The following is a 25,845-nucleotide window of genomic DNA, read 5'->3' on the forward strand; positions in this document are numbered from 1 at the left end:
TTAAAGCCATCGTGACAGCAACTGCTCAAATACTTCCACAAAGCCGATCGCAAGTTGAATCAATGGCCAACCCACCAGACAAATTAACACCGCCCAGCGAGTTTGAATATCCAAACCTTGCCGAACCGCGACAATTACAGCTAGCAAACTCCAGACAACTAATATGCGCTCTATTCCTTCTCCCAGCAAGGGAATTAAGGTTAAGAAACTCAGAACTTGGGGGGCGTAGGCAAATCCGATTGGAACCAGCAGCTCCCGATAAGTTACGTGACCCGGTTTCAGCCACTCCCCGATTTTAAAGATAGTGAAAGTCCAAAAATAATAACCCCCCGCGACTGCCAAACCCTCTATGAAAAGTCCTAGAAATAATATTGATAGCTCAGTTCGGTTGATTAACAAGATGACAGAACTGCCCAACACGCGGGACAGCGCAGCTAAAATTACAATTGTTAAAGCTATTCGCTTAGTTCTGCGAGTGTAGGGAGTTTTTTCGTAAAAGTTGCCGTTCAAAGAAAGTGCGTTCCAAAGCGTTGCGCCCAAACCTGCAATTGAATCTTCTCCCTTCACGTTGAACTCCTGCTCCTCAAGATAGTTGACAACTTGTACAAAATAAGCTCTAATACAGCAGAATCACCGAACTATTTCTAGGTAATTAAGTAATTAATTGGCATTCTACCAGATTTTATTAAATGCTAAGATTGATTTTACGGATACTTGCATGGCTGCGCGGGGGAAGTTTAAACTTGTTGCTGATCGCAGGTGTAATTTTGATAATTTGGGGCATTCTTTCGCCGGTGGGGACTGTTATATGGTGGCTGAATCAAAGTGCCGAAACTTTTGGTATCAAGAAAAATCCACCGGAGATATTGCCATCTAAGAAGGGCAATCTAGAAGCGCGTAAGTCTTCGCAGATAAATTGTTATATCATTTTTTTACCGGGAGTTGGCGATTTTTCGGGGGACGAATTAACCCCTGGTGAAGAGTTGTTTCTCAAGCGTTTAGTTAAAAGTCACCCGCAGTGCGTAGCAGTGGGCGATGTTTTTCCTTACTCAGTTTCTAACAAAAGTTTAGGAGGAGAGCGCTGGCTAGCTCCTTTTTGGCGGTTTGCAGAACAGGCAAAAAAAGGGCCGATTGCGGGGAATATATTCATTAAAATTCGCAATCTCTGGAGGTTTGCAATTTCTCTAGATTATCGCTACGGCTTTGCATACAATCAGGGAATAGCTAATGTAATTATCGAGAGGATGAATGCTCAATCTCCCTTTTCAGTTAAGTCTCAACAACCGGTGAAAGTTATTTTAATTGGCACTAGCGGCGGCGCACAAGTTGCTTTGGGTGCTACTCGCTATCTTAAAGAATGGCTGAAGGCAGAAATTACGGTTGTTTCGGTTGGGGGGGTTTTTTCGGGAGAAAATGGTTTTGCAGAAGCCGATCGCATTTTCCACTTTCGCGGCACTCGCGATTCAATTGAGGATATCGGCGGCATAGTTTTTCCCAGTCGCTGGTACTGGTACGCGACTTCTCCTTTCAACCAAGCTCGTTTGCAAGGCCGCTATGCAGAAGCTGTGAGCGGCCCTCACAAGCACGACGGCGATGAGGGATATTTTGGGGAAAATCTAGCAGCGGATGGTAAAAAGTATGTAGATATAACGCTGGACAAAATTAATCAATTGCCTGTTTGGTCTGAGGGCGCGCGCGATTGATGAGTTCTTGCATATTCGATAGTCATTAGTTATTAATTGTGTCATTGTTGGTTGTGCGTCGCTTGAAGCTGGGCCTTGTTGACTTCCAGTCTCTACCTCCAATTCGCAATTCCCGATGCCCAATTCCCCATTCCCCATTCCCCATTCCCTATTATAAATGTCTCGACCAACATTATATATTGCCATCACAAATCACGGATTCGGCCACGCTGTCCGAGTCTCCTCCGTAGCTGCAAAAATTCAAGAATTAAATCCAGAGATTTTACTAATTATCACAACAACAGCTCCTCGCTGGCTGCTAGAATCTTATATTAGTGGCGACTTTATCCACCGTCCCCGTGCTTTTGATGTGGGTGTGGTGCAAGCTGACAGTTTGAATATGGATAAAGACGCGACACTGCAAAAATTACGGGAAATTCGGAAAAAGCAAAATTCCCTAATTGCCAGCGAAGTTAATTTTATTAAGCAAAATCGGGTGGGTTTGGTGCTGGCAGATATTCCTCCTTTGGCAACGCGAATGGCGGCAGCGGCTGGGGTTCCTTGCTGGATGATGAGCAATTTTGGGTGGGATTTTATCTATCGCGATTGGGGCGGGGAATTTGCAGAAATGGCAGATTGGATTGGTGAGTGTTTCGGAATGTGCGATCGGCTTTTTCGTCTTCCTTTGCACGAACCGATGGCAGCTTTCCCAAATATTCAAGATGTGGGCTTGACTGGTGGCAATCCTCGCTACAGTAACGAAAAAATTCGGGAAGTATTCGGCATCGAAGCACCGCTGGAAAAAACTGTATTGCTGACTTTCGGCGGATTGGGTTTAGAGGAAATTCCTTATCAAAATTTACAGCAATTTAGCGACTGGCAATTTATTACTTTTGATGCGGGATCTCCCGATTTGCCGAATTTGATTAAAGTCAAAAATCAGGAGTTTGCAAAATCTCTCCCGATTTTACCGCGTCCGGTTGATATTATGCCTGTCTGCGGGCTGTTAGTTTCTAAACCGGGATACAGCACTTTTGCGGAAGCTTTGCGCTTGGAAATACCTGTTGTTTCTATAATGAGAGAAGGTTTTGCAGAAGCTGCGGTGTTGCTGGAAGGGATTCAAAATTATGCGGAACATCAAATTTTGACGGCGACGGAGTTTTTTGAGGGGGATTGGGAGTTTTTGCGACAACCGCTGCATCCGCCCTGTTTGTCGGATAAATTGCATAAAAATGGTACGGAGGATATCGCCCAAGCTGTTGTAGACTATTTTTCATAAGTGCGATTAGAAATCGATCTTATACAAACAAAGTCTACCTCCGCCAACAGAAGAGTTTGGCATCAGTCTCATCCAAAATCTAAAATCTAAAATCTAAAATCGAATGAATCACTATCAACAGATACTCAAGATTCAAACTACAGGGAAATCTTTGGGCAAAATCACTCCTAAGATAGAAGATGTGGTGGCGAATTCAGGTATTAAAACGGGACTTTGTAGTTTATTTTTGCGCCATACTTCTGCTAGTTTGGTGATTCAAGAAAATGCTGACCCGGATGTACTTAAGGATTTGGCTAACTTTTTGGCTAAACTGGTACCGGAGGACGATCGCTACATTCACGATGCGGAAGGCCCAGACGATATGCCGGCCCACATTCGCACTGCGCTGACTCATACTTCTGAACAAATCCCGATCGACCGCGGCAGGTTGCTGTTAGGAACTTGGCAGGGAATTTACCTGTGGGAACATCGCCAGCGGGGTCACATTCGCGAATTAGTTGTTCACGTCAGCGGCACTTGATCGGAATTTGTACCTCGCTGATTTTAGTTGCTTCCGGCGTCATCGGGGAATTGTAAAAAAAGCGGCGCGGTGGCCCGACTATTTCGTATTCAGGATGTTCTTGAAGCCAATCTTTGAGTTTCTGGAGGTTATTTTCGTAGCTTTCCCAAGTGTAAGCCCCGCCCACGCCGATGCTGACAACCATCATGGGCGAAGTATCCGTAACTTCTACAGCGGAGTTAACGCTGCTGGGGGCGATATTTGGTGCGGGATAGAGGAACGAAACTTCAGCTTGAGGAACGGCATCGATTTGCCCGGAAGTTTCCGTGTAGCGCGCTTCTACTGGCGTTGTCATCGCTATTTGGTTGTTGCTGATGTGTTGAAATAAGGGATTGAAGGCGATGCCAGTTGCTTGTCGCAAATCGCCCGCGTGGGTGTAGGTGACAGCGCGGTACTGAGGATATTGCTTAACTTCTATGACCCCAATCTGTGCGGGTTCAGGAAATCCAGTAGGTAATACCATTTGAGATTTAAAAGTTGAGATTTTACATTGAAAAATGGGGAAGACTGACTCCGCAAGGGTTTGGAACTTGCTTGCAGTTGCATTATTTTTGGCAACTGGTATAAATAGGCTGAGATTGTTTGCAGACAATCGTTCAGGTGGCACAATTAGTTTAGCAGTTATTTAAGGCGCTGCTAACTATCGATCGCCTAGAATTAGTTGAGAGATTATTAATTAACCTCGTAATAATACGGACGGCACTGACTAAGCACAGAAACATTAATCTAGTTGTGCTTGAAAAATTACCGTTTTTCAGGCGTTTGCTATTTGGGTCGGAAAACATTTTGCTGTTTGGTCGATCGAGCTGTGCGTTCTCAGTTATTGCCACGCTTATCGCGTTCAGTAACGCCTATCAATTATACCGCTTTCAGGGAATGACGTATGAAAAAGATTCTAGTGATTGAGGACGAGCAAGTAATTCGCGAGAATATTCTCAAACTCCTCAAAGCTGAAGGTTTCGACGTGACGGGTGCAGAAAATGGATCGCAAGGTTTATCTGCGGCGGTGTCAAATGTTCCCGACGTGATTATTTGCGACGTGATGATGCCAGAACTTGACGGGTATGGGGTGCTGGTGGCCTTGCGATCGAATCCTGTTACTGCTACAGTACCTTTTGTTTTTCTGACCGGTAAAGCCGATCGCTCTGAAATGCGGCAAGGTATGGAATTGGGAGCAGATGATTACCTGACTAAACCCTTTAGTAAAGCTGAACTTGTGGGCGCGATATCGAGCCGCTTGAAAAAACAAGAAGCTGTCGCCGAACAGTACAATACTTTGCGATCGCAAAGCAGCGAATTTATCCAAAATACCGCCGACAAATTAGAGCAGATAAAAACTTGTTTGTGCAACGCACTGGAACGAGAAGAATTCCAAGTTTACTATCAGCCGCAAGTCAATGTCCAGACAGGTAAAATTATGAGCGCAGAAGCTTTAGTGCGCTGGGTACATCCAGAAAAAGGGCTGATTTCGCCCGCAGAATTTATTCCCCATGCCGAAGAAACTGGCTTCATTGTACAATTAGGGGAGTGGGTTTTGCACACAGCTTGCAAGCAAATGCAAGTTTGGCAAAATGCTGGTTTTTCGCTTCGGATAGCGGTGAATCTGTCGCCGCGCCAATTTCACCAACCGGATCTCAGCAGCAGAGTTGCCCAAATTTTAGCAGAAACTGGTTTGCAAGCGAGCAGTTTGGAATTAGAGCTGACAGAAAGTTTGATGGTAGAAGATGCCGAAAGTGCGATCGCGACTTTGCAACACTTGAAAAATTTGGGAGTTTGTATCTCTCTTGACGATTTCGGAACTGGGTATTCTTCTTTAAGCTATCTAACACAATACCCCTTCGATACTTTAAAAATAGACCGCTGTTTTATCACCAACATCACTGATGGTTGCACAAATGCAGCGATTGTGAAAGCTATTATTGAAATGGCGCACAGTCTCTGTCTTGAGGTAATTGCCGAAGGAGTTGAGACGGAAGCAGAAAAAGATTTTCTCTGGCGCTATAAGTGCGATATAATGCAAGGCTATTTGTTTAGTCCTCCTTTGGCGGCAGTGGATTTTGAACAGTTGTTAATGGCAGGCAAATAGAAGATTGGTTAAGTCAATATTGAGCAGATAATTAAGTGCGATCGGGGTGGAATATGGTTTTAGAATCCAGCAGTAACGTTGACTCACTCAAATCAAGCCATAAAAAAAACAAGGATTTTTACCTAGCTGTTCAAATAGCTATAGTGATAGTGTTTTTAGCTATTTTGTCCAAATTTTTTATCATAGTCAATGCTGGAGAACGGGGCGTACTGATGCAGTTTGGTAAAGTGCAAGAACAGGTACTCGGAGAAGGACTTCACGTAATATTCCCCACAGTTTATAGTGTAAAAAAGTTGAGCGTCCGGATCCAAAAACAGGAAAGTTCCGCTGAAGCTTCCTCAAAAGATTTGCAAGATGTTTTCACGGATGTAGCGCTCAACTGGCATATTATCCCAGCAGAAGCCAATGCTATTTTTCAACAAATAGGTGACGAAAAAGAAGTCGTGACTCGCATTATCGAGCCGGCAGTTGAAGAAGTATTAAAAGCAGTTATGGCTAAATACACCGCTGAAGAAATTATTACTAAACGGGGAGAAGTTAAAGCCGCAGTTGATGATTCTTTGACCTTGAGGCTGGTTACATATCACATTGCCGTTGACGATATTTCTTTAGTACACGTTCACTTTTCTGAGCGGTTTAGCGAGGCTGTGGAGGCGAAACAAATTGCCGAACAGGAGGCAAAAAGAGGGGAGTTTTTAGCGCTGAAAGCAGCAAAACAGGCGGACGCTAAGGTGAATTTAGCCAAGGGAGAAGCCGAAGTGCAAAGGTTGCTGCGGGACAATTTGACTCCGGAACTTTTGGAAAGGCAGGCTATAGAAAAATGGGATGGGAAATTGCCGCTGATTATTGGTGATGGGGGTAAAAATTTATTGGACTTGAGGAAATTGGTTGAGAGATAATTATAATCCTGGACGCAGGGGTAGCCAGAAACCGGGTTTCTTTACGAAAATACACGGAGTTTAGCTTTTGATGTCGGTAAAAAACCCGCTTTCTTGAGTATTGGTGCGTAAGTCCTGAATTACCAATTACCAGCACCTTAAGTTAATATCTGTTCAAAAGCTTTAGTAATTCCCGTTTGAAAACGCTGCCGGTGCTTCAGTTTTAAAACGGGTTTAATTATTTCCAAACATACATTAGAGCTTGGTTGACTATCTATAATTTTAATGGCTCGCAGTGTAGATAGCTGCAATTCTTTTTTTACCATCAATTCAGGAATAGCCGCTGCACCTGTGCCACTTTCCACCACTGCTTTTACCATTTCACTGCTGTTCAAAACTAAAGTTACATTCAATTCATCGGGATTAACGCCCCAACTTTGCAAAGCTTGTTCCAACATTTGCTGAACTCCAGAACCCGCTTCTCGCATCACCCAATCCGTTTTCGCAATTTCCGTTAAACTCACTTCTGCACGTTCAAACCAAGGGTGAGATTGGCCAACTACAATCAGCAAGCGTTCGCTGCCTACAACTTCTTCCTCTAGAGTGCTTTTAAGCGAAGCTTTAATGTCTCCCGTCACTAAACCCAAATCAAATGTTCCCGTCGCCGTCCCCGCACAAATTTCTTCGGCATTTGCCAGAGTACAATTCACGGAAATACCAGGATATTGCTGTTTAAACTTGCTAAGTTTATCCGGCAACCAATAATTGCCAATGGTCAGACTGCAACCCAAGTTTAATTCGCCTCGCTGCAAGTCATTCAACTCCCGCAAACCTCTCTCAGTCAAAGCAACTTGGTCGAGAATTTTCTGAGTTTCAACTTGCAGCAACTTCCCAGCATCTGTGATTTCGATCCGGCGGCCGATGCGGTGAAATAGTTTTACTCCATATTGCGCCTCTAAGCTTTGGATTGCGGCGCTGACAGCGGGTTGGGTGATGTAAAGTTCCTCGGCTGCGCGGCTGAAGTGCAGGTGTTCTGCGACAGCCAAAAAAACTCGCAGTTGGTCAAGCGTCATTCCGGCCATGCTGAGTACCTTTTTACTAAATACAGACAGTTCTTTTTTGAAATAAAAATCTTTGGCGGCTGAACTTTGACCTGAACTTTTCGACTCTATTGTACAGGTTAGAATTCCCAAAAAAGCACGGTTGCCAACCGCTATTTAAAGTTTCCTTTTAACGTCAAGGGTTTGAGCTTGTGGCGACAGATAGGTCTCGTTTTCCAACAGTTTTTTTGCGGTGGCACTGCATCACTTGTATTTATTAATTCGATAAAAAACAACATTTGATTCTACCCCTCAAGAGCCTTAAGGTGATACTTAAGCTTCTAACGCAGATCCAGATGCTGAAGCAGCACCGACAAGTTTAAGCCGATCGCCAAAAGTCGATCGACAAAAAGAGAGAAGATAAATGACTAAGAAAACGCCAAAAAATCAGAGTGCACACGGCTTAAAGCCGGATTGTCTCTCCTTCGGGGAGGTTTTAGCTCAATCCTTTGCCGTCATTGCACCTACAACTATACCAGCATCTAATATAGGGTTAATTGTCGCTCTTTCGGGTAACGGGGCTTGGCTGAGCTTTCTCATCGGCTTGATAGGCCTAGTATTTGTCAGCATCAATATCAACCAATTTGCCAGCAGATCGGCTTCTGCAGGTTCTCTTTATTCTTATATTGTTAAAGGACTTGGCCCGACTGCCGGCGTAATTTGCGGCTGGAGTTTGGTACTCGCTTATCTATTTACTGCGATGGCCGTTTTGTGTGGTTTTGCCAACTTTACGGGTACTTTCATCGGTCATTTAGGCATCCATCCGTCGCCGATTACCCTGTTATCGATCGGGGCAGGGGTTGCTTGGTATGCAGGTTATAAAGATATCCAGCTTTCAGCTATGGCGATGCTGTGGCTAGAGGGGGCATCAGTGGCGGCGATCGCACTTTTAGGAATCATCATCTGGGCGCACAAAGGTTTTGCCTTAGATATGTCGCAACTGACTTTGGAAGGCGTAACTCCGGGCAGCATAGCGACGGGACTTGTATTAGTAATGTTTGGTTTCTCTGGTTTTGAAAGTGCTACATCTCTCGGTGACGAAGCGAAAAAACCATTAAAAAATATCCCCATGGCTGTCATGGGCAGTGCGGTCATGGCAGGCTTATTCTTCATTTTGATGACCTATATTGAGGTGTTAGGTTTTAGCGATACTGGAGTTTCTATTACTAATACTGAAGAACCTCTGACTTTTCTGGCGCAACAAGTGGGCATGGGTTGGCTGGGAGAGTTAGTGGCTTTCGGCGCTTTATTTAGCTTTTTTGCTTGCGTGCTCGGCAGCATCAATCCAGCGGCGAGAGTGTTTTTTATGATGGCGCGCCACGGTTTGTTTCACTCTTCATTAGGTGTAGCGCATTCATCTAATAGAACTCCCCACGTTGCAGTAACCATGTGTACATTTCTGACATTTTTGGTGCCTGCTGTGATGTCTATGTTTGACATTAAACTGTTTGATTGTATGGGTTATTTGGGAGCACTTTGCAGCTACGGATTTTTAACCGTGTACGTCTTAATTTCGATCGCAGCCCCAGTTTACCTGCACAAAATTGGTAAATTGCGCCTGCGGGATGTAGCGTTCTCGGCTGTGGCGATCGCATTTATGATGATTCCGATTGCAGGCAGTGTGGGCATTCCCGGCAGCACTATGTTCCCACCTCCCGAAGCTCCTTACGATGCGTTTCCTTACTTGTTCTTGATGTACTTGGTGGTTACTTGCGGATGGTTTTTCTGGCAGCGGCTGCGTTCTCCTGAACTGACGGGATCGATGCAGCAGGGTATTGACGCAATTCACGCCAAATTCGAGGAAGAAAATGCAATTTACGGCGGTGTTCGATTGAAAGCCGTTCCCTTTGACAGCGATCGTTTTTGAGTAACAGTTACCAGTTCGCTGTTCGGAGAAAGAGTTTTTAAGCAACTGGGTTTTTACTGAGATATTGCAGAATTGTCAATAAGCCTTTCAAGGGCGTTGCTCAGCTCAACAGCCCACAAGAAAATTTAATTTTTGTGGAACGGGCATCTTGCCCGTTCCGAAGATACGATCCCAGCAAGTACAACCAAATAAAAAATCTGAGGAGACACAGAAATGAATGAATTACTAACAGCAATTTCTACGGCAATGACAGCTTTTACGGCTACGAATCTTGACGATATTCTGATTCTGCTGCTGTTTTTCTCGCAGGTGAATGCAGTATTTCGGCGCAGGCATATCGTCTTCGGTCAGTTTCTGGGCTTTACTGCACTGGTGTTTGTTAGTCTTCCCGGCTTTTTTGGCCGCTTAATCTTTCCACCAGATTGGATCGGAATGCTGGGTTTGCTGCCAATTGCGATCGGGCTTAGCCGCTTGCTGAATCCAGAAGCTGATGATTCGGAAGCTGAGGCAGAATTAGAGCAATCTGAGAAATCTTTTTTTAGCAGTTTTCTGTCTCCTCAAACTTACAGCGTAGCAGCGGTGACGGTGGCAAATGGGGGCGACAATATCGGGATATATGTGCCGCTTTTTGCTAGCAATACTTTAGAAAGTTTGGCGGTGGTTCTCACTGTATTCTTCGGGATGGTGGGCGTTTGGTGCTACGCGGCTTATCGGTTAATTCAGATGCGGGCGATCGCGGATAATTTGACTCGCTACGGCAATCAATTAGTACCTTTTGTTTTAATCGGATTGGGAATGGCGATTCTGCTTAAAAGCGGCACTCTGGCAAGCCCAACTTTAAGTATAATATCTTTAGTGGGTTGCGGTTTCTGTTTAATAACTATGAGCAGAAGTAACGCTAGCGAAACTGAAGTTTAGAAAAATTGAAGGGACAGCACATGAATTGGATTGCAGCAGCGATTATTGCCGGGATTACATCTTTTGCCGCAACCAATATCGACGATATGGTGCTTTCGATGCTGTTCTTCGCCCAGGTAAATAATACTTTCCGCCCCCGGCATATCTTTGTCGGTAAGTACCTCGGATTTGCAGCGCTCATCGCTGCTAGTTTGCCCGGTTTTTTTGGCGGTTTAATTGTGCCGAAAGCTTGGATTGGCTTGCTGGGTTTGCTTCCGATCGCGATCGGCCTCAGTCACTTAGTCAAGAGAGAAAATGAGGAAAATGACGTACAAGCCGTATCGGGCGAATTTAACCGTCAATCTAACTCATCTCTGCTGTCAAAACTCGCCAATCTTTTCAATCCCCAAACTTTGAATGTGGCTGCGGTAACAGTGGCCAACGGGGGAGACAACATCGGCATTTATTTGCCGCTGTTTGCTAGCAGCGATTTGCCGAGCTTGGTGGTGATTTTGGCGGTTTTCTCGGTGATGGTAGGTGTTTGGTCTTATGCCGCTTACTGGTTAACTCGCCACAGGGCGATCGCCCCTATTTTGACTCGCTATACCAAGGCTGTTGTCCCTTTTGTATTGATTGGCTTGGGAATATTCATTCTGATTGAAAGCGGTACTTATCGCCTGCTCCCGGCATTTCAATTTAACTAAGAATTAGCCTCGGTTCCGCTACTTACATCCCTCTCTAGGTAGATAACTTTTTCGATGTTCATGATTTATAACTCATCATTTTTACCTTACAAATTGTTTTCTTAAAATGGTGTCTAAATTACTTGCCATATATCACCAAATATGCTAAGTTAATAATGAACTAATTAACCGAGCTAAAAGCAGCTTCAAACTAATTTAGCCTCGAATTTGTACGAAAGTTCAAGCCATTTTGTGAGCTAGCAAGTTGCCAGACTTAGGCAAGAATATACCTGTCATTTCACTAAATCCTGTAGTGGTGAATCCAACTCAGCTAAAAACTTGAGGAGGAATCCTTAAAATATCGCCCGCACACTTTGCCACTACCCCACACCGATCGACTTTGACAATAGGTCTCATCCTAAAAAACCAGATTTTTCGATTCTGCCAAATTTGGTTTCTCAGGCCAACCTGTTAAAGAGAGTTCGTTTTTGCCTAAGTCTTAAGATAGCAAGCAAACAGAAAGTTGAAAAAAACCTGACAATCTAGAAAAGGACAAAAATTGTGAAAATCTTCAAATTTGTTTTAGTGCTCTTGGTAATGACCGCCAATTTAGTATTCGTTCCCCCCTCCTGGGCCGACGCTCCAAAAACGCCGAAATATGCGAGCAATCCCGACTACATAGAGGTGACTCAAGCTCTAAACACTCTCAGGACAGCGAAAGATGCACCCGATACCGCCCAGACTTATACCCCTGAGCAACTTCAGCAAAAAATCGCTCAATTGGAGTTTCAAAAATACACTTTAGAAACGGGAAAACCTTGGGGTCAGTGCCGCAACGAGACAGGAAAAACCCTGGCTGTCTACGGCCCGAAAGGCAAAAAAGCCGCTTCTTCTACTTACGAGAATGCCCTTTATTTTCTAGCTGACGGCCAAACAACTGAACATAAATGGGATTGCGATGGAATGTATCTACCCAGCGATATCAAAGCAACCGATTTAAGAACTACCGATCAACCTTCAGAAGAATTGACGGGCGGTATAGCTGTTAAGATAGTTGACGGAACTCAAGTTGTAGCCAGAGCTAATCCCGATACGGGGGCTGTAGAATTCAACGTTCCTACTGCTAAGGTTTTCCAGCCTGGGGATGCGAATTGGTTTGTTCCTGATGTGACTCAGGCTTACATAGATACACAAGTTCCCAACGCACCAACTGAGGAAAATGATTAGTTTTGGTGAAGTTGTAATGCGATCGGCTGTGTAAAGCCTGTTCCAACGCAACAACCCGCCGGGGATCGATCCCCGGCGGATAATCGTCCCAGCGGAAATATATCAGTTTACCTTCATATTTGGAGTTAATCTTAAAAGGCTAATCTATGCTATTAAATTGGAAATCCACGAAAGTAAATACAGAAAAGATTAGGCGACCAAATCCGTCGCGGGTGCGGGATCACTTGGCAAACGAGCGCACTTATTTAGCATGGATGCGGACAGCAATATCGCTGATGGGTTTTGGCGTAGTTATCGTCCGCCTTCGCACCTTTCACCCCCCTCTACTCCCAACTCCCGGCAATGGCTGGAAGTTGGGTTTGCTTTTTTCAGCAGTGGGTTTGCTGACGGTGTTATTCTCAACTAAGCACTACTTTGGTGTCCGTCACGATATCGATTACGATACTTATGAACCTACCGATCGCTGGGTAATTCTTTTCAGCCTCGCGATCGCCATCCTAGGGGCTGGGGTAATTTATTATATGTTCACCGTTCCTTCTAGCTCATTTGGTTTGATGGCACCTGAATAATGGTGGCGGTTTAATATGAATATTCAAGAGTTCGATCGCGTGCAATTATCGTTCAAACCGATGCAAGTAGATGATGAGAAACCAAAGCAGCAAAATCTGTCGCGGGCGATCGATCGATCGGCAAATGAGCGCACATTCTTAGCCTGGATGCGGGCCGCGATCGCCCTCATGGCTTTTGGCGTCGTCATCATCCGACTTCGCGTCGTGCAAATGCCCGTACATTACCGTCAGGCGATGGGGTGGAAGTTGGGTTTAATCTTCTCTCTAATAGGTTGGGTGACAGTCTTAATCTCAACTAAGCACTACTTCACCGTTCGCCACCAAATTGACCACGATACCTACAATCCCCCAGACGCCATGGTTTTATTTTTCAGTTTTGCTGTGGGCTTATTGGGAATTGGAGTAATTTATTCGATTTTGGCAGCCGCCCTGGGCCCAAGTAGTTTTGTAATACCCGATTGATTGTCAACAGGAGTTAATCATGAACAGCGATACAGTTGCCACGATCGCTTCCATTATCATCTTAGCGGCTGCTATCTGGGCAGCCTTCGTAGTGCTGGAAACTGTCGCGAAAATAGTCCCTAAATTGCTGGGCGTGACAGTCGCGATCGGGATTTTGCTCGTTTACCTGCAATTTTACTGGGGTATCGATGTTGCATATCTTTGGCTAACTGTCAAGCATTTGCCTGAAGCTTTCAATTTCTCGATCGCAGCCTAAACCGACACCAGCCAGCATTCTCAACAACCTCTCCCGGATAGATATTTTTGTCTCGGAAAGAAAGTAGATTTAGGGGATCAACAATAAAATACGGTAACTTGATTGACTTACTAGACATAGCTCAGTTTTGCTGCTAAACTACGGTAAATCGATCGAGTTATGAGCTATTAACGTGGAAAACGCTAAAAAAGTCATTGAAGAGTACCAGCTTGCAGGACAACTGACCCAACAGTTGCCAGAAGCTAAGGGGTTGAAGGAAGTCTGGTTTAAAAAAATCCGAGGCGGGTTGCTTCTGGCAATTGGATATTTGCTATCACCCTTGTGTTGGTGGAACGACATATTTTTCAATCTGCCAATTGCCTACGCCTTTGGGTATATCTTTAGTTGGCTTTCCCCAGATTTACTGTTTCCTTGCACAATTGTCGGCTACTGGCTTTCCAATATTGCTGGAATTCTGTTGATGCAGCTAGGAACTTTAGATGTTTTGACAGACAAACCCAAGGAAAAAAACCTCAAAAAAGAGTTATTGACGGGTTTAGTTTCCTCAACCGTCTTCACTGTTGTCATTGTGGCATTGATTCATTTTAATGTTCTCGATACTCCTGATTTATTTGCCGGCAAGCAGTCGGTTAACCTCAGCTCTACTTTACCTATGACGATCGTCACTTCCAGGTAGAAAGCAGAATCTAAACCCTCAATAAATCTAGAATTTTCAATCAGTTACACAGGTAGATTTAAGAAAATCAGGGAGCTTTTACACTACAATTTTTGTAGCTTTATTTATTTGCATTTAATTACTGTTACCAAGAATTTTGTATCTGAACGCGCGGAAAAGTCAAGCGTTGAAAAGCAAAATTTATAGCGGTAAATATTGAAATGCGAGTGATCTTTTGCCTGTGTAGCTGTGTTGCAGGAGCCACCCAAGTTATCTATTTGTTGGTTGCCAGCGCTTAAATACACAGTTTTTGGGCATAACCGTGAACTACTTATTACTATCCTTTCTCAGCTTTTTTGTGGGCATTATCGTTGGTTTGACCGGAGTTGGCGGAGCCTCGCTCATCACCCCAATGTTAATTTTTGTTTTCCAAATTCCAGCATCAATTGCTATTAGTTCGGATGTCGTAGCTGCCACATTAATGAAAGTTGTTGGCGGCTTCAAACACTGGCAGCAAAAGACCCTCGACTTGCAAGTAGTTAAGTGGCTGGCTGTGGGCAGCGTGCCGGGTTCGCTGACTGGCGTGTGGATTTTACACTGCATCAAATCCAGCGGAAATCAAAACTTAGACAGCATATTACTGCGGTTTCTGGGAGTAGCGATCGCCCTAATTGTCGCTTTATCGTTGACCCAATTAGTGGTCAAAACATTTTTCCCTAATTTTAAATTACCTTCGCCCCCTGAATGGGACTTAAATACTAATTATGGTCGTTTTTGTACTGTGGGTGCAGCAGCAATTTTAGGCTGCATAGTGGGAATCACTAGCGTTTCTTCCGGTTCGATGTTTGCACTGTTGCTGATTGCTTTTTTCCGCCTGGATACTTCTAAATTGGTGGGTACAGATATTTCGCAGGCGGCAATTTTGTTGATGTTTACATCTCTGGGACACCTCAGCCTCGGAACAGTAGACTGGAGTTTAGTTTTGCCAATTTGGTTTGGTTCGGTGCCGGGAGTTTTGGTAGGCGCTAAATTCTGCCAAATTATGCCTCAACGCCCGCTAAAGTTTGTGATTTACGGAATGTTGGCGATGGCGAGTTGGAAGTTGTATCAAGTCTGAAAATTAGGGGTAGTGCCGGGCCCATTGGTGTCAACAAAGATGCGCTTTCGGTGCAGTCCGGCAGGGGTTTAAACCCCTGCCTCAAAGCTGAAGTCCTCTGAAGAGGACTATTAACTCATTCGTCCTCTTCAGAGGACTTTCGCTTTGAGCCAGGGAATTAATTCCCTGGCGGTCTTTCGGGTTAAGCTGATAGCAATGTCGCAGTAATGACGCTCGCCCCTACTACAATTTAATACTTGCTGACTAATGCTTCAAGTTCGCTGACCGTGGGCAATTCTAAATCTTTGAACAAGACTGTGCTGAGGTAGCGTTCGCCATAAGAAGGCTGCACAAAAACTATCAGTTTTCCAGCATTTTCGGGACGCTTGCCGACTTGAATTGCAGCACACAAAGCGGCGCCGGCAGAGATTCCTGACAACAATCCTTCTTCTCTGGCAAGTCGGCGACTGTAGGCGATCGCATCTGCGTCGCTAACTGCGATAACCTCATCAATTAACTCTGGTTTCAAGACTTCTGGGATGAATCCTGCGCCAATCCCTTGAATTTTGTGAGCACCAGATTTACCTCCAGAAAGCACGGGGCTGGTGGCGGGTTCAACTGCGATCGTCCGAAAACTCGGTTTCCGCTGTTTAATTACCTCAGCAACTCCAGTAATCGTACCGCCGGTGCCAACTCCAGCAACTAAAAAATCTACTTTACCTTCTGTATCTTCCCAAATTTCCTCGGCCGTGGTTTCCCGGTGAATTTTCGGATTAGCGGGGTTGCGAAACTGTTGCAGCATGAAAGCGTCGGGGGTTTCTTCTACAATTTCTTCCGCACGGGCGATCGCGCTTAACATCCCTTCATGTCCGGGAGTTAATTCCAACTGAGCTCCGTAAGCTTTCAGCATCGATCGGCGCTCTAAACTCATCGTATCCGGCATTGTTAAAATCAGACTGTACCCTTTCGCCGCCGCGATCATTGCCAAAGCAATTCCAGTATTTCCTGAAGTCGGTTCAACTAAAATAGTTTTCCCCGGTTGAATTAACCCTGCATCTTCTGCAGCCTGAATCATGCTCGCTGCAATCCGATCTTTCACCGAAGCAGCCGGATTCATCCCTTCCAATTTGGCCACAATTTGAGCAACTACTCCTTCGGCTTGGGGAATTTTGTTGAGCTGAACTAAAGGAGTTCTGCCAATTATTCCTGTAACATCCTTAGCAATTTTCATGGCTTAATTTTTCTCCAATTAAATGTAGTACATGGGATGTGCTTGTTTGCGAACATCCCGCTGTTCGCACAAATCTTGTAATGTGTATTTGCCCAAAACAGCCCAAGATGCCTGTTGAGCTTCCTGCCAGATTTCTAGCACCGCAGTTTTTTCTATTGTTACAGATTCCGAAACTTTTTGGATCTTGCCACTCCCTTCGCCTTCGAGACTCGAAAACACCTCTAGCAAAGTAATCTGCCAAGGCTCTTTCGCCAGCAAATAACCGCCTTTAGCGCCCCGCAGACTCTGGACAATACTTGCACGCCGCAGCACGGCAAGAATTTGGTCTAAATAGCGTTCCGGTATCTCTTGAGAAGCAGTAAGTTCGTTCACTGTTAGGGGCGAATCCTTCGGGTGGTGACTCGCCAATTCCAAGAGCGCTAACAGGGCATATTCTACTCTAGAAGATAGTTCCACATTCCCCACTGGCGATCGAGTTTAAATTGTACATTATATAATAGTACACAATTCCGGTAGGTGTACAGGTGTTAGTATATTTTTATTACAAAAACGGTTGGAGAAATCCCGTGAGCAACGTAAATGTAGGTTTAAGCTGTCGGCACTGTCGGTTTTACGAGCAGCACGGGCACAGGGGCGGAAACTGCCTGATGCTCGGCGTGGGGGTACAGGGTGGGTGGAAAGCTTGCTCCTTCTTGGTTCCGCCCTTTGCACCATCTTGGGAATACCCCGAAGCGGGTAGAGCAGGAGAGTCTCAAATGTTGCAGGGAGCGAGTATTTTACAAGCAATACCGCCGCCTTAAAGTAACTACTAAGTAGGTAGGCGGATATATGCTGTCTCATCTTTAAGTTGATTCATACTCACCTACTTAAGGGTAGTCAACAGGTGCGAGATATCGCATCTGTTGGCAGTGAGAAGAAAGAAATCAACACAAACAAAAAAGCAAGTGCGATTGTTGCCCTTGCTTTTGAACTTATTGACGAGTCGATGAGAAAATTTAATAAACGCACATTCGATACAAATTATCTGTTGCCCAGACCATTCTGAATTTGATCGAAGATTGCACCGTCACCTTTGAACAGGGACGATTTTAACAGAGCGGCTGATTTAAGAGAAAATACTGGCAAACCAGTTTTTTTCTTAAATGGCTGCAAGACACTATCTGCGAGATGATGATTCCGCATTGATGCTTCTTAGTTCCTCTTGTTTTTCTCAGGTCGATTGAGCGCATAATTAAGTTTAATGCGCTTGATATAGGGCAAATGCAGCCTGATGAGATTTGCCCGGATAATCTATAAGATTTCGCTGATGTGGCAATTCTTATTAATGGCAACAGTGGCAAGATTGAGAGACTGTTTTGCTAGCAGTTTGGCGATCGATCTTTGAGTGCGCTCGCCACCTCTCTCTACTTAATCTAATACATTACACTATTAAATACTTAATTTTTATATATAAACAGTAGTTTATTGTTTTAGGCGAGCTTGGCGGGAAAACGCGACCTCTGTAGGGACAAAGGCAAAGCCTTTGTCCCTACCCGCAGGGCGATCGCCTATTCATGTTGGAAATTAATTCTCAAGTCGGAAGAGCGATCGCAATTTAATTCCCGCAACGCTGCCCAACAAAGCAGTCGCAATCCACAGCCAACCGTGCAAACTGGTAGAAGCAATACCGCTAAAAAAAGCGCCGACATTGCAGCCAAAAGCCAGCAACGCCCCGTAACCCATCATGAAACCGCCGCTCAAAACTGCTGTAACTTTGGGTAACGAAAGGTTTGTTTTGACGGTGAATTTGCCAGCCAAAGCCGCCGCTAAAACTGCTCCCAAAACAATGCCAAAATTCATCACGGAAGTAACATCAGCAAAAATGCCTTTTTGCAAGGATTCCAACTTGTCGGGAGTATTCCAAAACGGGTTATTTCCGGGATTCCAGCCGAAAGCAGTAGCAAGTTCTGCGGCCCACAAAGTAAACCCCCAAGTCACTCCCCAAGGCCTGCCGTCAATTAACAGTTTTACCCAGTTGAGAAAGGCAAGGGCAAAGGCTCCGGCAGCGAGAGACCAAGGCCCGTAAAGCCATTGATTCTTGATGTGAGATTGAGGAGTTTTAATGATAAAATCTGCTGTTAAGGGTTGCTTGCCATTGGTGCGATTCCACTGCCAGAGGGCGATCGCAATTAACAGAAATACGCTTAGCTGCAAGATGACTGCGGGCATCCATCCCAAAGTTTTTCCTAAAGATATCGGCGGCAGCGAGGGCAAATGCCACAAATGTCTGGTCAAACTTCCTGCAAAAGAACCGATGCAAAAAGTCAGCAGCGTTAACAGCATTGACGTGCTGCCGCCGCCAATTGTCCAAAGCGTGCCGCAAGCGCAGCCGCTGCCCAATTGCATTCCAATTCCGAATAGAAAAGCGCCGATCGCATTTTGCCAGCCCACAGGCGCAACAGCCCCGGCTATTTTGTGTCCGAATGCCTCTCCTGATGCAAGTACGGGAGCAAAAAGTACAGTAGCAATTCCTAACATCAGCAAGTGCGCTAAAACACCTGTAATATCGCGATCGGCAAATAATTTGCGGTAAGCAGAAGCAAAGCCAAAACTTGCATGATACAAACTCGCGCCCAGCAAGCCTCCAATCAGAAATAAAACGCTCTGCCGCCAGCCGTAGGCGCTCAAACCGGCCGCACCAGCAGCAAATAGCGTCAGTATCAGAGCTAAAATCGGACGCTGCGATCGGGGCTGTGAAGTTTTTGTCAGCGGTGAAAGAGCAATTTCTGCGGTGTTATTCACAATAAAATACTTGACTCCAAAAACAACTGTAAAGCGAGGCAGAGCCTCCATTTTAGCGCTAAGTTTTTCGCGGCGAAGTATCCGATTTTTCATCGGGTTGTTCGCTAGGAGTGCAAGCAACGGAATTATCTGCTTGTCGGTGCTCAGCTATTGTTGATAAACCAAAGCCAATCGCGCTGATTATTCCGAGCATTGATATCGAGATAATTGCTGTTTTCATTCTACCTATTCGGTCAATTTTTAGCCAAAATTGCTGTTAACTACAGATTTGTTTTCTACACTGCTTGTTCCGGACCAGTTTCTACAGGTAAATTAGTCTGACTGTATTCAGTCCAAGAACCTTCGTAGATTCTGACTTTCGGATAGTTCAGCAAGTGTTTCAAAACTACATATTGCAGCGTTGCTTCCCGCCCCGTACTGCAAGTAACGATGATGTCGCTGTTGCGATCGATCTTTTTAGCTGCCAAAATCTGCTTGATTTCGTCGAGAGACTTCAACTTGTGCGGGTTTTCAGCATCGGTAAAAGTCGGCCAGGGAATGTTGCGAGCGCCGGGAATGTGTCCGTTGCGCGTCCAGATTTTTTCTTCCCCTTGAAATAGTTTTTCCGGTCTGGGATCGATGAATGTGACGCCTGCTTTGCCAATTAAATTTTTGACTTCATCCAGGGTGACACGAATTGATTTGTTGTCGCGCACAGTCAGTGTACCAGCCACGTATTTTGGAAACTCTTTCGTCACAGTTTGAGCTGCTTTGTAACCCGCATAACCTCCGTCGATAACGGCGATATCCGAGTGTCCCAATCGCTCCAATACGTAAGCAACCATTGTCGCGCCTAGAATGTCTCTGCCGTCGGAATAAACTAAGACGCGGCTGTTGTCTGTTACTCCTGCCCGCGACAGTAATTGCCCCAGTTTATCCGGCGTTAGATACTGTACTGGCAAACCGCTGTCCGGCCCGCGCAAGGTGTTGTCGGCGATGTTGACTGCGTTGGGAAGATGCCCGATAAAGTAGTCCATTGGATTGGTGCGGACATCGAGAATTCGCAGGTTTTTGTCGCTGGCGTTTTGGGCAACCCACGCGGGGGAAACGAATTGAATTTTACTTTTTGATTCCGCTGCTTGGGTTGGGAAAAATGGGAACAGAGGAATTGCGATCGCCAGCACCGCTAGGACGGCAATTAATGCCCCTATTTTGTTTCTTTTAAATCGAGCTTTCAGGGATTGAGTTTTCATTTTCTTTCCTCTTGCATTGTCTCTGTCGAAAAGCACAAAAAGCTCCTCGCTGCTAGAGAGCCGATCGCTCCCTCCAGTAATCACCTTAAATTTGATTGATTTACCGTATATTATAGGTATAGCCGTTGATTGTTGCACAGACAGTCTCAGAAAGTCAATAGTTTTTTTTAGTAGCGAAGGATACAGGAATTTTGGGGCGATTCCCTCCGGAATAGCTTCGCACGCGCGTGCGAATTTGCCCGTGTCAGCAACGGGCTCACGAGCACGTGGCGAGACATTGATTCTACCCTTAGATTTCGTAGTGCCACACCTCGGAAGGTTGCAGAATAATCCGGTGGAGCGGCAGACGATCGATCAAGCCTTGCTGCTCAAAATGACCGAGGGTGCGAGTGACAGTTACGCGACTTGTGCCGATGATTTCTGCAATGTCCTGATGCGTTAAAATCATATCTATCAGATGTCCTTGCTCTACCTCAGAACCAAACCTCTTAGCCAGCCAAGTTAATAGTTGATAGAGCATAAAATCAACTCTTTTGTAACCTCGCATTACCATAAAAGCTTCAGCCTGCTGAATGTGAGTGAGCAAAATATCTCTATTTAGCCAGCGATCGCCAGATAATAGAATTGCCTCGACTTTAGTGAGGCATTCAATTTGAAAAGGATCGCATTTTGATATCGGTTTGCCGATCGTATCACCAGGCCCCCACAATCCCAAGGTGATAATTGTGCCATCTTCAAGCCACGTTACAGTTCGCACTACTCCAGTTTCAATTCGCCACAAAGCATTGCTTCTGTTCGGCAAGTGCGAGCGGCGAGAGAATATATGTCTGCTCGTTTCATCAAATGTTTTAGTGGAAAGAGAAGCAATAGTCATAGCCACTTACTGAATAAATTAAAGTTAGTTTGTACCAGGGTAGCAGGATAGTCTTGTCGGCAAAAATCTATATAAATTAAAATTTAACTAGATTCCTGCACCGTCTAAAAAATCTGTAATGAATAAATTAGAATACATAAATAATTCATGTTTTTCTGCCTCTTTTTGCTCTAATCCAGTTGGTGTTAGCGGAGATAATTGAGATTTCAAAAAAGCAACCTGCTCTTCTAAATTCTTAATTCTATCGAACAAAGCTCGAATCGCTTGAGCTTCCAAATCCGGTAGACCTTGAGAATTTTGAGCATCTTCCACCTGCTTTTTCCGAGAGATGATGCGGCCGGGGATTCCCACAACTGTGCAATCGCTAGGGACATCCCGCAGCACTACCGAACCCGCACCAATCCGAACATTATTGCCAATTTGAATATTGCCTAAAACTTTAGCACCTGCTCCTACCACTACATTTTCTCCCAGCGTTGGATGCCGTTTTCCTATTTCTTTACCCGTGCCGCCAATGGTCGCTCCTTGATAAATTACAGCATAATCTCCAACGATCGCCGTTTCGCCAATGACCACCCCCATACCGTGGTCGATAAACACCCCCCTACCAATTTTTGCTCCTGGGTGAATCTCAATACCTGTTAAAAAGCGACTCAGTTGGGAAATCAAGCGCGGTATAAACGGCAGGCCAGCCGAATAAAGCCAGTGTGCTATCCGGTGCAAAAAAAGTGCTTGCAGTCCGGGATAGCAAAATAATACTTCCAGCCAGTTACGCGCCGCAGGGTCGCGTTCGTAAATAATTTGCAAGTCACTGAACATATTTACTCTCGCCGTGTTTTGGTTATACAGTATCGGCCGTGCCGACGGTTTAAGCTGCTTAAAGCAGTATTGGTTTTGGCATTATTACATATAATACTGTAATCCGACCAAATTACAGTAGTTAATGAGAAAAAAATTTTCCTTTCACAGCCCCTGCTAAGCTGCCTCCGATATTTTCCGCGAAACAAACGGTAGTGCTTGTCTGACTTCTTGTCGCAGCGGAATCTCGATCGAGAATTCCGTCCCCAATCCCGGTGTCGAATCGCAGCGCAGCGTACCTTTGTGCTTTTCGACGACAATTTTATAGCTGATGGACAGTCCCAATCCTGTCCCTTTTCCGACCGGTTTCGTCGTAAAGAAGGGGTCAAACAGCCGTTCTTTGACATTTTCTGCCATACCGGGGCCGTTGTCAGATATCCGCACAATTATTTTGTCGGGGAGCGAATATTCTGTGGTTATGGCGATCGCGATCGGATTGGCTTTCGGTGCTGTGGGCCCGCGATCGAGGTTGTAACTCTCAAGGGCGTCGATCGCATTAGCCAGAATATTCATAAACACCTGATTTAATTGTCCGGCATAGCACTCTACTAAAGGTAAGTGGCTGTAGTTTTTAACAATCTCGATCGCCGGGCGATCGGCTGTAGCTTTCAGGCGACTTTGCAGAATTAGCAGAGTGCTGTCAATGCCTTCATGGATATTGACAGGTTTCATTTCGCTTTCGTCTAAGCGAGAGAAATTCCGCAAAGATTGAACAATTTGAACAATGCGATCGGCTCCTATTTTCATCGAAGACAACAGTTGGGGCAAATCTTTGTTGAGAAAGTCAAAGTCAATATTTTGTAAATATTCGGAAATTTCCGACTGAGGGTATAAAGAGTGTTTTTGGTAAAGTTTTACCAACTCTAACAAATCGGTAGTATATGCCCTGACGTGGTGGATATTGCCATAAATAAAATTTATAGGATTGTTAACTTCGTGGGCTACACCAGCAACTAATAAACCCAAACTAGACATTTTTTCCTGCTGAATCAGTTGAGCTTGAGTTTGTTGCAACTCTTGCAAAGTTTGCTCTAGTTGTTTAGATTTAGCCGTGCGTTCTGCTGCTATTTTTTCAATTTTTTCGGTATAATTTAACAAACTCATTAGATAAAGTGTCGCCACCAAAGTTAAGATTATCCCCAAAATCAAAACAGTCAAAGAACGCCAAAACTTTAGAGGATTAATGTACTCGGGCGTTAGCCGTAATTGCAGCAACCACCTGCGATTTTCAATATTGAGAATTCGGGTGCAACTGCTGCCGTCCGGGCAGTAAGCTCTTTCCCCAATTTGGATGTTATTTTTAATGTTTTCATCGGTAATTATCCTTTTTGTCTTGGCTTCATAAAAAGCTAGAAATCTTTCGGCTTCAGGAGCCATAGCATCTTGAAGATAAACGTTAACAAAGTTGAGGTTAGTTTCCTGTAAAGCCGATTTGACAATAGCATCAACCAGCAAAACGCCAAAAGTAAAACCTTTCAAAATTTCTGGTGAGCGAGCAGGTAAATTTGGCTGCAATTCTGCGCCATCGTCAGCAGAATTTTGAGTAAAAATTGGCATGAAGACGAAGACGGTGGGTTGATTTTGGGAAGACCATTTTTGGCGATCAGTCGCGGTAATTTCTTGTCTTTTTGTGGCGTTTTCTAACGCTATCCGATTGGCCTTTAAATCTAAACCTAAATCTATTTCATCTGTTAGGAATTCGGGAGAGTCAGAAACACGGGGCAGCCAAGCGATCGCCTTCAGGCTAGGATGGCGGTAGAGGGCAGGCCCAACAAATGTCTTCACTTCTGGTTTTTTAACGCCGTCAAATACGCTGTAAAATGCTCCAGCAGCCCGAATTATTTCTAAATTACCGCTAACATCTCTCTGAATGTCTGTAGCTATTTTGTCCAGGCGGTCTTGCAGTTCGGCTTGCATGGATTTGTATTCCCAATTGTACGCAACTGAAGAGGCGATCGCAGACAGTCCCAATCCTGCACAAAGTGTTAATCCTGCCTGGATGTGGCGGCGATAAGCAAGTAAAGTGCTAGTTGCTAAATTCTTGAATTTGTTAGCAGTCATATTCTTCACCTATCTTGTTTCTAGTTCTCCGTCCCAGGCTCTGCCTGAGATTTCTCGTTTTTCTCGTTCCCAGGCTCTGCCTGGGAATGAATTTCAGGAGGCTGTGTCTCCGATTTAGAGCCACGAGACAGCATTACCAGGCACGAGCCTGGTAACGATGTGAGAGGAGTGTTTTGTAAAAGCTCCCCGATAGTATTTTGAGTAAGATGCCGCCGCTGATTTAAATTGAATAAACAGGGAAAGTCATCGCGTGTTTGGGCTTGACGTAAACCTGCTGATCTCGCGTTAACTGTAGAGAATCGAAGCGCTCGCGACTCACGTAAGCTGTTACTACCTGCTGCGATTCTAACAGTAACTCGGTTTGTATTTCCCGCCCTAAATGAATGATGCGGCTGACTTTTGCTAATGCAAAACCAGACTGCGGCTTAGTTTGAATTTCCACATCGTGGGGGCGCAAAAACACTACTTCAGAATGAGCTGCTCCGTTCTTGTGAGCCGTTGTGCCGTTGCTGGCGAACAAACCCGCAGCATTCGACAGCACATTGACCGGCCCAATAAAACTCATCACAAAAGCTGATGCCGGTTTGTCATAAATTTCAGCAGGAGTGCCAACTTGTTCGACTCTACCTTTGTTCATCACCACAATTTCATCGGCTACTTCCATAGCTTCTTCTTGGTCGTGAGTCACAAAAACTGTGGTGATATTAACTTCTTTGTGAAGGTTGTGCAGCCACGATCGCAATTCTTTGCGGACTTTAGCATCTAATGCTCCAAAAGGTTCGTCTAGCAGCAGCACTTTCGGTTGAACTGCGAGAGCTCTTGCCAAAGCAACCCGCTGCCGCTGCCCGCCGGAAAGTTGCGAAGGATAGCGATCGCCCAAACCTGTCAACTGCACTAAATCCAAAAGTTCATCAACCCGCCTGCGAATAGAGTCTTTAGGAACTTTGCGAATTTCCATCGCAAAAGCAATATTTTTCCGAATACTCATGTGTTTGAACAAAGCATAGTGCTGAAACACAAAACCAATATGCCGTTCCTGCACCGACTGCTGGGTAGCATCCTCCCCGATCAGGTAAATCTGACCGCTATCCGGCGGTTCGAGTCCCGCAATCATCCTCAGCAGAGTCGATTTCCCCGAACCGGAAGGCCCTAAAAGCGCGACTAGAGAGCCGTTTTTTATTTTCAAACTCACGTTGTCAATGGCGTGGAAGGAGCCGAAGTGTTTCGATACGTTCTCAATTGTAATGCTCATGACTTTGTGTACCTATTTTAGGAGTTGACGATATTAACTCCATATATCTGACCGATTTACAGTAGTATATCCTGAAATTAATATTTGGCAAGGCCTGTAACTTTTTGTATTGTATTTCGAGCTCTGCTGATGGGGACGGCACTGGAAAGTTGACGCTGGCGGGTCGTCCGAGTTAACCCGCGAGGGTTTCCAGATGTGGGATTATCGGTAAATGCGATCGTCGGAGAATAAGCCAATGCTGAAATTACGTAGAAACCGGG

General features: G+C 45.0%; 26 protein-coding genes. 15 read left to right on the top strand and 11 right to left on the bottom strand.

Translation table 11 applies throughout. The annotated features are described in order from the left end of the window. A complete protein-coding gene (locus QUA07_RS11655; protein WP_333210154.1) occupies positions 1-567 on the bottom strand; it encodes a hypothetical protein in 567 nt (188 codons plus the stop codon). Between the two features lie 122 nt (positions 568-689). Between QUA07_RS11655 and QUA07_RS11660 the strand changes: the two genes are divergently transcribed. From QUA07_RS11660 to QUA07_RS11670, 3 genes are all read left to right on the top strand, one after another. Continuing rightward, a complete protein-coding gene (locus QUA07_RS11660; protein WP_333325129.1) occupies positions 690-1,703 on the top strand; it encodes a hypothetical protein in 1,014 nt (337 codons plus the stop codon). Between the two features lie 157 nt (positions 1,704-1,860). After that, entirely contained in the window at positions 1,861-2,961 is a 1,101-nt protein-coding gene (locus QUA07_RS11665) for a glycosyl transferase (RefSeq protein WP_333325131.1), read from the top strand. A 103-nt stretch (positions 2,962-3,064) separates the two neighbouring features. Beyond that, complete coding sequence (locus QUA07_RS11670) at positions 3,065-3,481, top strand: secondary thiamine-phosphate synthase enzyme YjbQ (RefSeq protein ID WP_333325134.1); 417 nt, start codon at positions 3,065-3,067, stop codon at positions 3,479-3,481. Here QUA07_RS11670 and QUA07_RS11675 read toward each other — a convergent pair. Next, the gene (locus QUA07_RS11675) at positions 3,468-3,983 is read right to left on the bottom strand and encodes a heme-binding protein (RefSeq protein ID WP_333325136.1); all 516 of its coding nucleotides are present in this window, start codon (positions 3,981-3,983) and stop codon (positions 3,468-3,470) included. The two genes, QUA07_RS11670 and QUA07_RS11675, sit on opposite strands and share 14 nt — an antisense overlap. Positions 3,984-4,403: 420 nt before the next feature. Between QUA07_RS11675 and QUA07_RS11680 the strand changes: the two genes are divergently transcribed. Together QUA07_RS11680 and QUA07_RS11685 are read left to right on the top strand one after the other, a co-directional pair. Continuing rightward, complete coding sequence (locus tag QUA07_RS11680; protein WP_333325140.1) at positions 4,404-5,606, top strand: EAL domain-containing response regulator; 1,203 nt, start codon at positions 4,404-4,406, stop codon at positions 5,604-5,606. 53 nt (positions 5,607-5,659) lie between these two features. After that, the gene (locus QUA07_RS11685) at positions 5,660-6,505 is read left to right on the top strand and encodes a prohibitin family protein (protein WP_333325142.1); all 846 of its coding nucleotides are present in this window, start codon (positions 5,660-5,662) and stop codon (positions 6,503-6,505) included. Between the two features lie 137 nt (positions 6,506-6,642). On the opposite strand, the gene QUA07_RS11690 is transcribed toward QUA07_RS11685, so the two are convergent. Beyond that, a complete protein-coding gene (locus tag QUA07_RS11690; RefSeq protein ID WP_333325145.1) occupies positions 6,643-7,566 on the bottom strand; it encodes a LysR family transcriptional regulator in 924 nt (307 codons plus the stop codon). A 382-nt stretch (positions 7,567-7,948) separates the two neighbouring features. Between QUA07_RS11690 and QUA07_RS11695 the strand changes: the two genes are divergently transcribed. The 9 genes from QUA07_RS11695 (at position 7,949) to QUA07_RS11735 (ending at position 15,317) form a co-directional block, all read left to right on the top strand. Continuing rightward, the gene (locus QUA07_RS11695; RefSeq protein WP_333325146.1) at positions 7,949-9,451 is read left to right on the top strand and encodes an APC family permease; all 1,503 of its coding nucleotides are present in this window, start codon (positions 7,949-7,951) and stop codon (positions 9,449-9,451) included. A gap of 213 nt (positions 9,452-9,664) precedes the next feature. Beyond that, a complete protein-coding gene (locus QUA07_RS11700; protein ID WP_333325148.1) occupies positions 9,665-10,369 on the top strand; it encodes a cadmium resistance transporter in 705 nt (234 codons plus the stop codon). Positions 10,370-10,389: 20 nt separating this feature from the next. Beyond that, on the top strand, positions 10,390-11,052 hold the full coding sequence (locus tag QUA07_RS11705) for a cadmium resistance transporter (RefSeq protein ID WP_333325151.1): 663 nt from the start codon (positions 10,390-10,392) through the stop codon (positions 11,050-11,052). A 540-nt stretch (positions 11,053-11,592) separates the two neighbouring features. Continuing rightward, positions 11,593-12,258, top strand: a complete 666-nt coding sequence (locus QUA07_RS11710; protein ID WP_333325154.1) for a hypothetical protein — start codon at positions 11,593-11,595, stop codon at positions 12,256-12,258. A gap of 146 nt (positions 12,259-12,404) precedes the next feature. Continuing rightward, on the top strand, positions 12,405-12,827 hold the full coding sequence (locus QUA07_RS11715; protein WP_333325157.1) for a DUF202 domain-containing protein: 423 nt from the start codon (positions 12,405-12,407) through the stop codon (positions 12,825-12,827). 15 nt (positions 12,828-12,842) lie between these two features. Beyond that, positions 12,843-13,289: a DUF202 domain-containing protein gene (locus QUA07_RS11720; RefSeq protein ID WP_333325159.1), complete on the top strand. Its 447-nt coding sequence runs from the start codon at positions 12,843-12,845 to the stop codon at positions 13,287-13,289. Positions 13,290-13,308: 19 nt separating this feature from the next. Next, complete coding sequence (locus QUA07_RS11725) at positions 13,309-13,545, top strand: hypothetical protein (protein WP_333325161.1); 237 nt, start codon at positions 13,309-13,311, stop codon at positions 13,543-13,545. Between the two features lie 172 nt (positions 13,546-13,717). Then, positions 13,718-14,221: a hypothetical protein gene (locus tag QUA07_RS11730; RefSeq protein ID WP_333325164.1), complete on the top strand. Its 504-nt coding sequence runs from the start codon at positions 13,718-13,720 to the stop codon at positions 14,219-14,221. A 301-nt stretch (positions 14,222-14,522) separates the two neighbouring features. Continuing rightward, on the top strand, positions 14,523-15,317 hold the full coding sequence (locus tag QUA07_RS11735; RefSeq protein ID WP_333325167.1) for a sulfite exporter TauE/SafE family protein: 795 nt from the start codon (positions 14,523-14,525) through the stop codon (positions 15,315-15,317). A gap of 229 nt (positions 15,318-15,546) precedes the next feature. Here the strand turns inward: QUA07_RS11735 and cysK are convergent, their stop codons facing one another. Then, positions 15,547-16,527: a cysteine synthase A gene (cysK, locus tag QUA07_RS11740; protein WP_333325170.1), complete on the bottom strand. Its 981-nt coding sequence runs from the start codon at positions 16,525-16,527 to the stop codon at positions 15,547-15,549. A gap of 18 nt (positions 16,528-16,545) precedes the next feature. After that, positions 16,546-16,983, bottom strand: coding sequence for an Rrf2 family transcriptional regulator (locus tag QUA07_RS11745; protein WP_333325173.1), 438 nt, complete (start codon positions 16,981-16,983; stop codon positions 16,546-16,548). 110 nt (positions 16,984-17,093) lie between these two features. Between QUA07_RS11745 and QUA07_RS11750 the strand changes: the two genes are divergently transcribed. After that, positions 17,094-17,327: a hypothetical protein gene (locus tag QUA07_RS11750; protein ID WP_333325175.1), complete on the top strand. Its 234-nt coding sequence runs from the start codon at positions 17,094-17,096 to the stop codon at positions 17,325-17,327. A 763-nt stretch (positions 17,328-18,090) separates the two neighbouring features. Here QUA07_RS11750 and QUA07_RS11755 read toward each other — a convergent pair. The 6 genes from QUA07_RS11755 to QUA07_RS11780 all read right to left on the bottom strand — a co-directional run bounded on the left by QUA07_RS11755 (position 18,091) and on the right by QUA07_RS11780 (position 25,585). After that, the gene (locus QUA07_RS11755) at positions 18,091-19,401 is read right to left on the bottom strand and encodes a YeeE/YedE family protein (protein WP_333325178.1); all 1,311 of its coding nucleotides are present in this window, start codon (positions 19,399-19,401) and stop codon (positions 18,091-18,093) included. Between the two features lie 182 nt (positions 19,402-19,583). Further along, entirely contained in the window at positions 19,584-20,540 is a 957-nt protein-coding gene (locus QUA07_RS11760; protein ID WP_333325180.1) for a sulfurtransferase, read from the bottom strand. A 289-nt stretch (positions 20,541-20,829) separates the two neighbouring features. Beyond that, on the bottom strand, positions 20,830-21,414 hold the full coding sequence (locus QUA07_RS11765; RefSeq protein ID WP_333083957.1) for a Crp/Fnr family transcriptional regulator: 585 nt from the start codon (positions 21,412-21,414) through the stop codon (positions 20,830-20,832). Positions 21,415-21,501: 87 nt separating this feature from the next. Next, positions 21,502-22,233, bottom strand: a complete 732-nt coding sequence (gene cysE / locus QUA07_RS11770) for a serine O-acetyltransferase (RefSeq protein ID WP_333325183.1) — start codon at positions 22,231-22,233, stop codon at positions 21,502-21,504. A 156-nt stretch (positions 22,234-22,389) separates the two neighbouring features. Further along, positions 22,390-24,333 (bottom strand): ATP-binding protein, encoded by a 1,944-nt coding sequence (locus QUA07_RS11775; protein ID WP_333325186.1) that lies wholly within the window; start codon positions 24,331-24,333, stop codon positions 22,390-22,392. 220 nt (positions 24,334-24,553) lie between these two features. Continuing rightward, on the bottom strand, positions 24,554-25,585 hold the full coding sequence (locus tag QUA07_RS11780) for a sulfate ABC transporter ATP-binding protein (RefSeq protein WP_333325188.1): 1,032 nt from the start codon (positions 25,583-25,585) through the stop codon (positions 24,554-24,556). Positions 25,586-25,845 lie beyond the last annotated feature (260 nt).

Source organism: Microcoleus sp. T3_A4 (assembly GCF_036700465.1).
GTDB lineage: Bacteria > Cyanobacteriota > Cyanobacteriia > Cyanobacteriales > Microcoleaceae > Microcoleus.

Coding starts and splice junctions, on each gene's coding strand:
- QUA07_RS11660 (WP_333325129.1), top strand. CDS start 690: ATGCTAAGATTGATTTTACGGATACTTGCATGGCTGCGCGGGGGAAGT.
- QUA07_RS11665 (WP_333325131.1), top strand. CDS start 1,861: ATGTCTCGACCAACATTATATATTGCCATCACAAATCACGGATTCGGC.
- QUA07_RS11670 (WP_333325134.1), top strand. CDS start 3,065: ATGAATCACTATCAACAGATACTCAAGATTCAAACTACAGGGAAATCT.
- QUA07_RS11675 (WP_333325136.1), bottom strand. CDS start 3,983: ATGGTATTACCTACTGGATTTCCTGAACCCGCACAGATTGGGGTCATA.
- QUA07_RS11680 (WP_333325140.1), top strand. CDS start 4,404: ATGAAAAAGATTCTAGTGATTGAGGACGAGCAAGTAATTCGCGAGAAT.
- QUA07_RS11685 (WP_333325142.1), top strand. CDS start 5,660: ATGGTTTTAGAATCCAGCAGTAACGTTGACTCACTCAAATCAAGCCAT.
- QUA07_RS11690 (WP_333325145.1), bottom strand. CDS start 7,566: ATGGCCGGAATGACGCTTGACCAACTGCGAGTTTTTTTGGCTGTCGCA.
- QUA07_RS11695 (WP_333325146.1), top strand. CDS start 7,949: ATGACTAAGAAAACGCCAAAAAATCAGAGTGCACACGGCTTAAAGCCG.
- QUA07_RS11700 (WP_333325148.1), top strand. CDS start 9,665: ATGAATGAATTACTAACAGCAATTTCTACGGCAATGACAGCTTTTACG.
- QUA07_RS11705 (WP_333325151.1), top strand. CDS start 10,390: ATGAATTGGATTGCAGCAGCGATTATTGCCGGGATTACATCTTTTGCC.
- QUA07_RS11715 (WP_333325157.1), top strand. CDS start 12,405: ATGCTATTAAATTGGAAATCCACGAAAGTAAATACAGAAAAGATTAGG.
- QUA07_RS11720 (WP_333325159.1), top strand. CDS start 12,843: ATGAATATTCAAGAGTTCGATCGCGTGCAATTATCGTTCAAACCGATG.
- QUA07_RS11725 (WP_333325161.1), top strand. CDS start 13,309: ATGAACAGCGATACAGTTGCCACGATCGCTTCCATTATCATCTTAGCG.
- cysK (WP_333325170.1), bottom strand. CDS start 16,527: ATGAAAATTGCTAAGGATGTTACAGGAATAATTGGCAGAACTCCTTTA.
- QUA07_RS11755 (WP_333325178.1), bottom strand. CDS start 19,401: ATGAAAAATCGGATACTTCGCCGCGAAAAACTTAGCGCTAAAATGGAG.
- QUA07_RS11760 (WP_333325180.1), bottom strand. CDS start 20,540: ATGAAAACTCAATCCCTGAAAGCTCGATTTAAAAGAAACAAAATAGGG.
- QUA07_RS11765 (WP_333083957.1), bottom strand. CDS start 21,414: ATGACTATTGCTTCTCTTTCCACTAAAACATTTGATGAAACGAGCAGA.
- cysE (WP_333325183.1), bottom strand. CDS start 22,233: ATGTTCAGTGACTTGCAAATTATTTACGAACGCGACCCTGCGGCGCGT.
- QUA07_RS11775 (WP_333325186.1), bottom strand. CDS start 24,333: ATGACTGCTAACAAATTCAAGAATTTAGCAACTAGCACTTTACTTGCT.
- QUA07_RS11780 (WP_333325188.1), bottom strand. CDS start 25,585: ATGAGCATTACAATTGAGAACGTATCGAAACACTTCGGCTCCTTCCAC.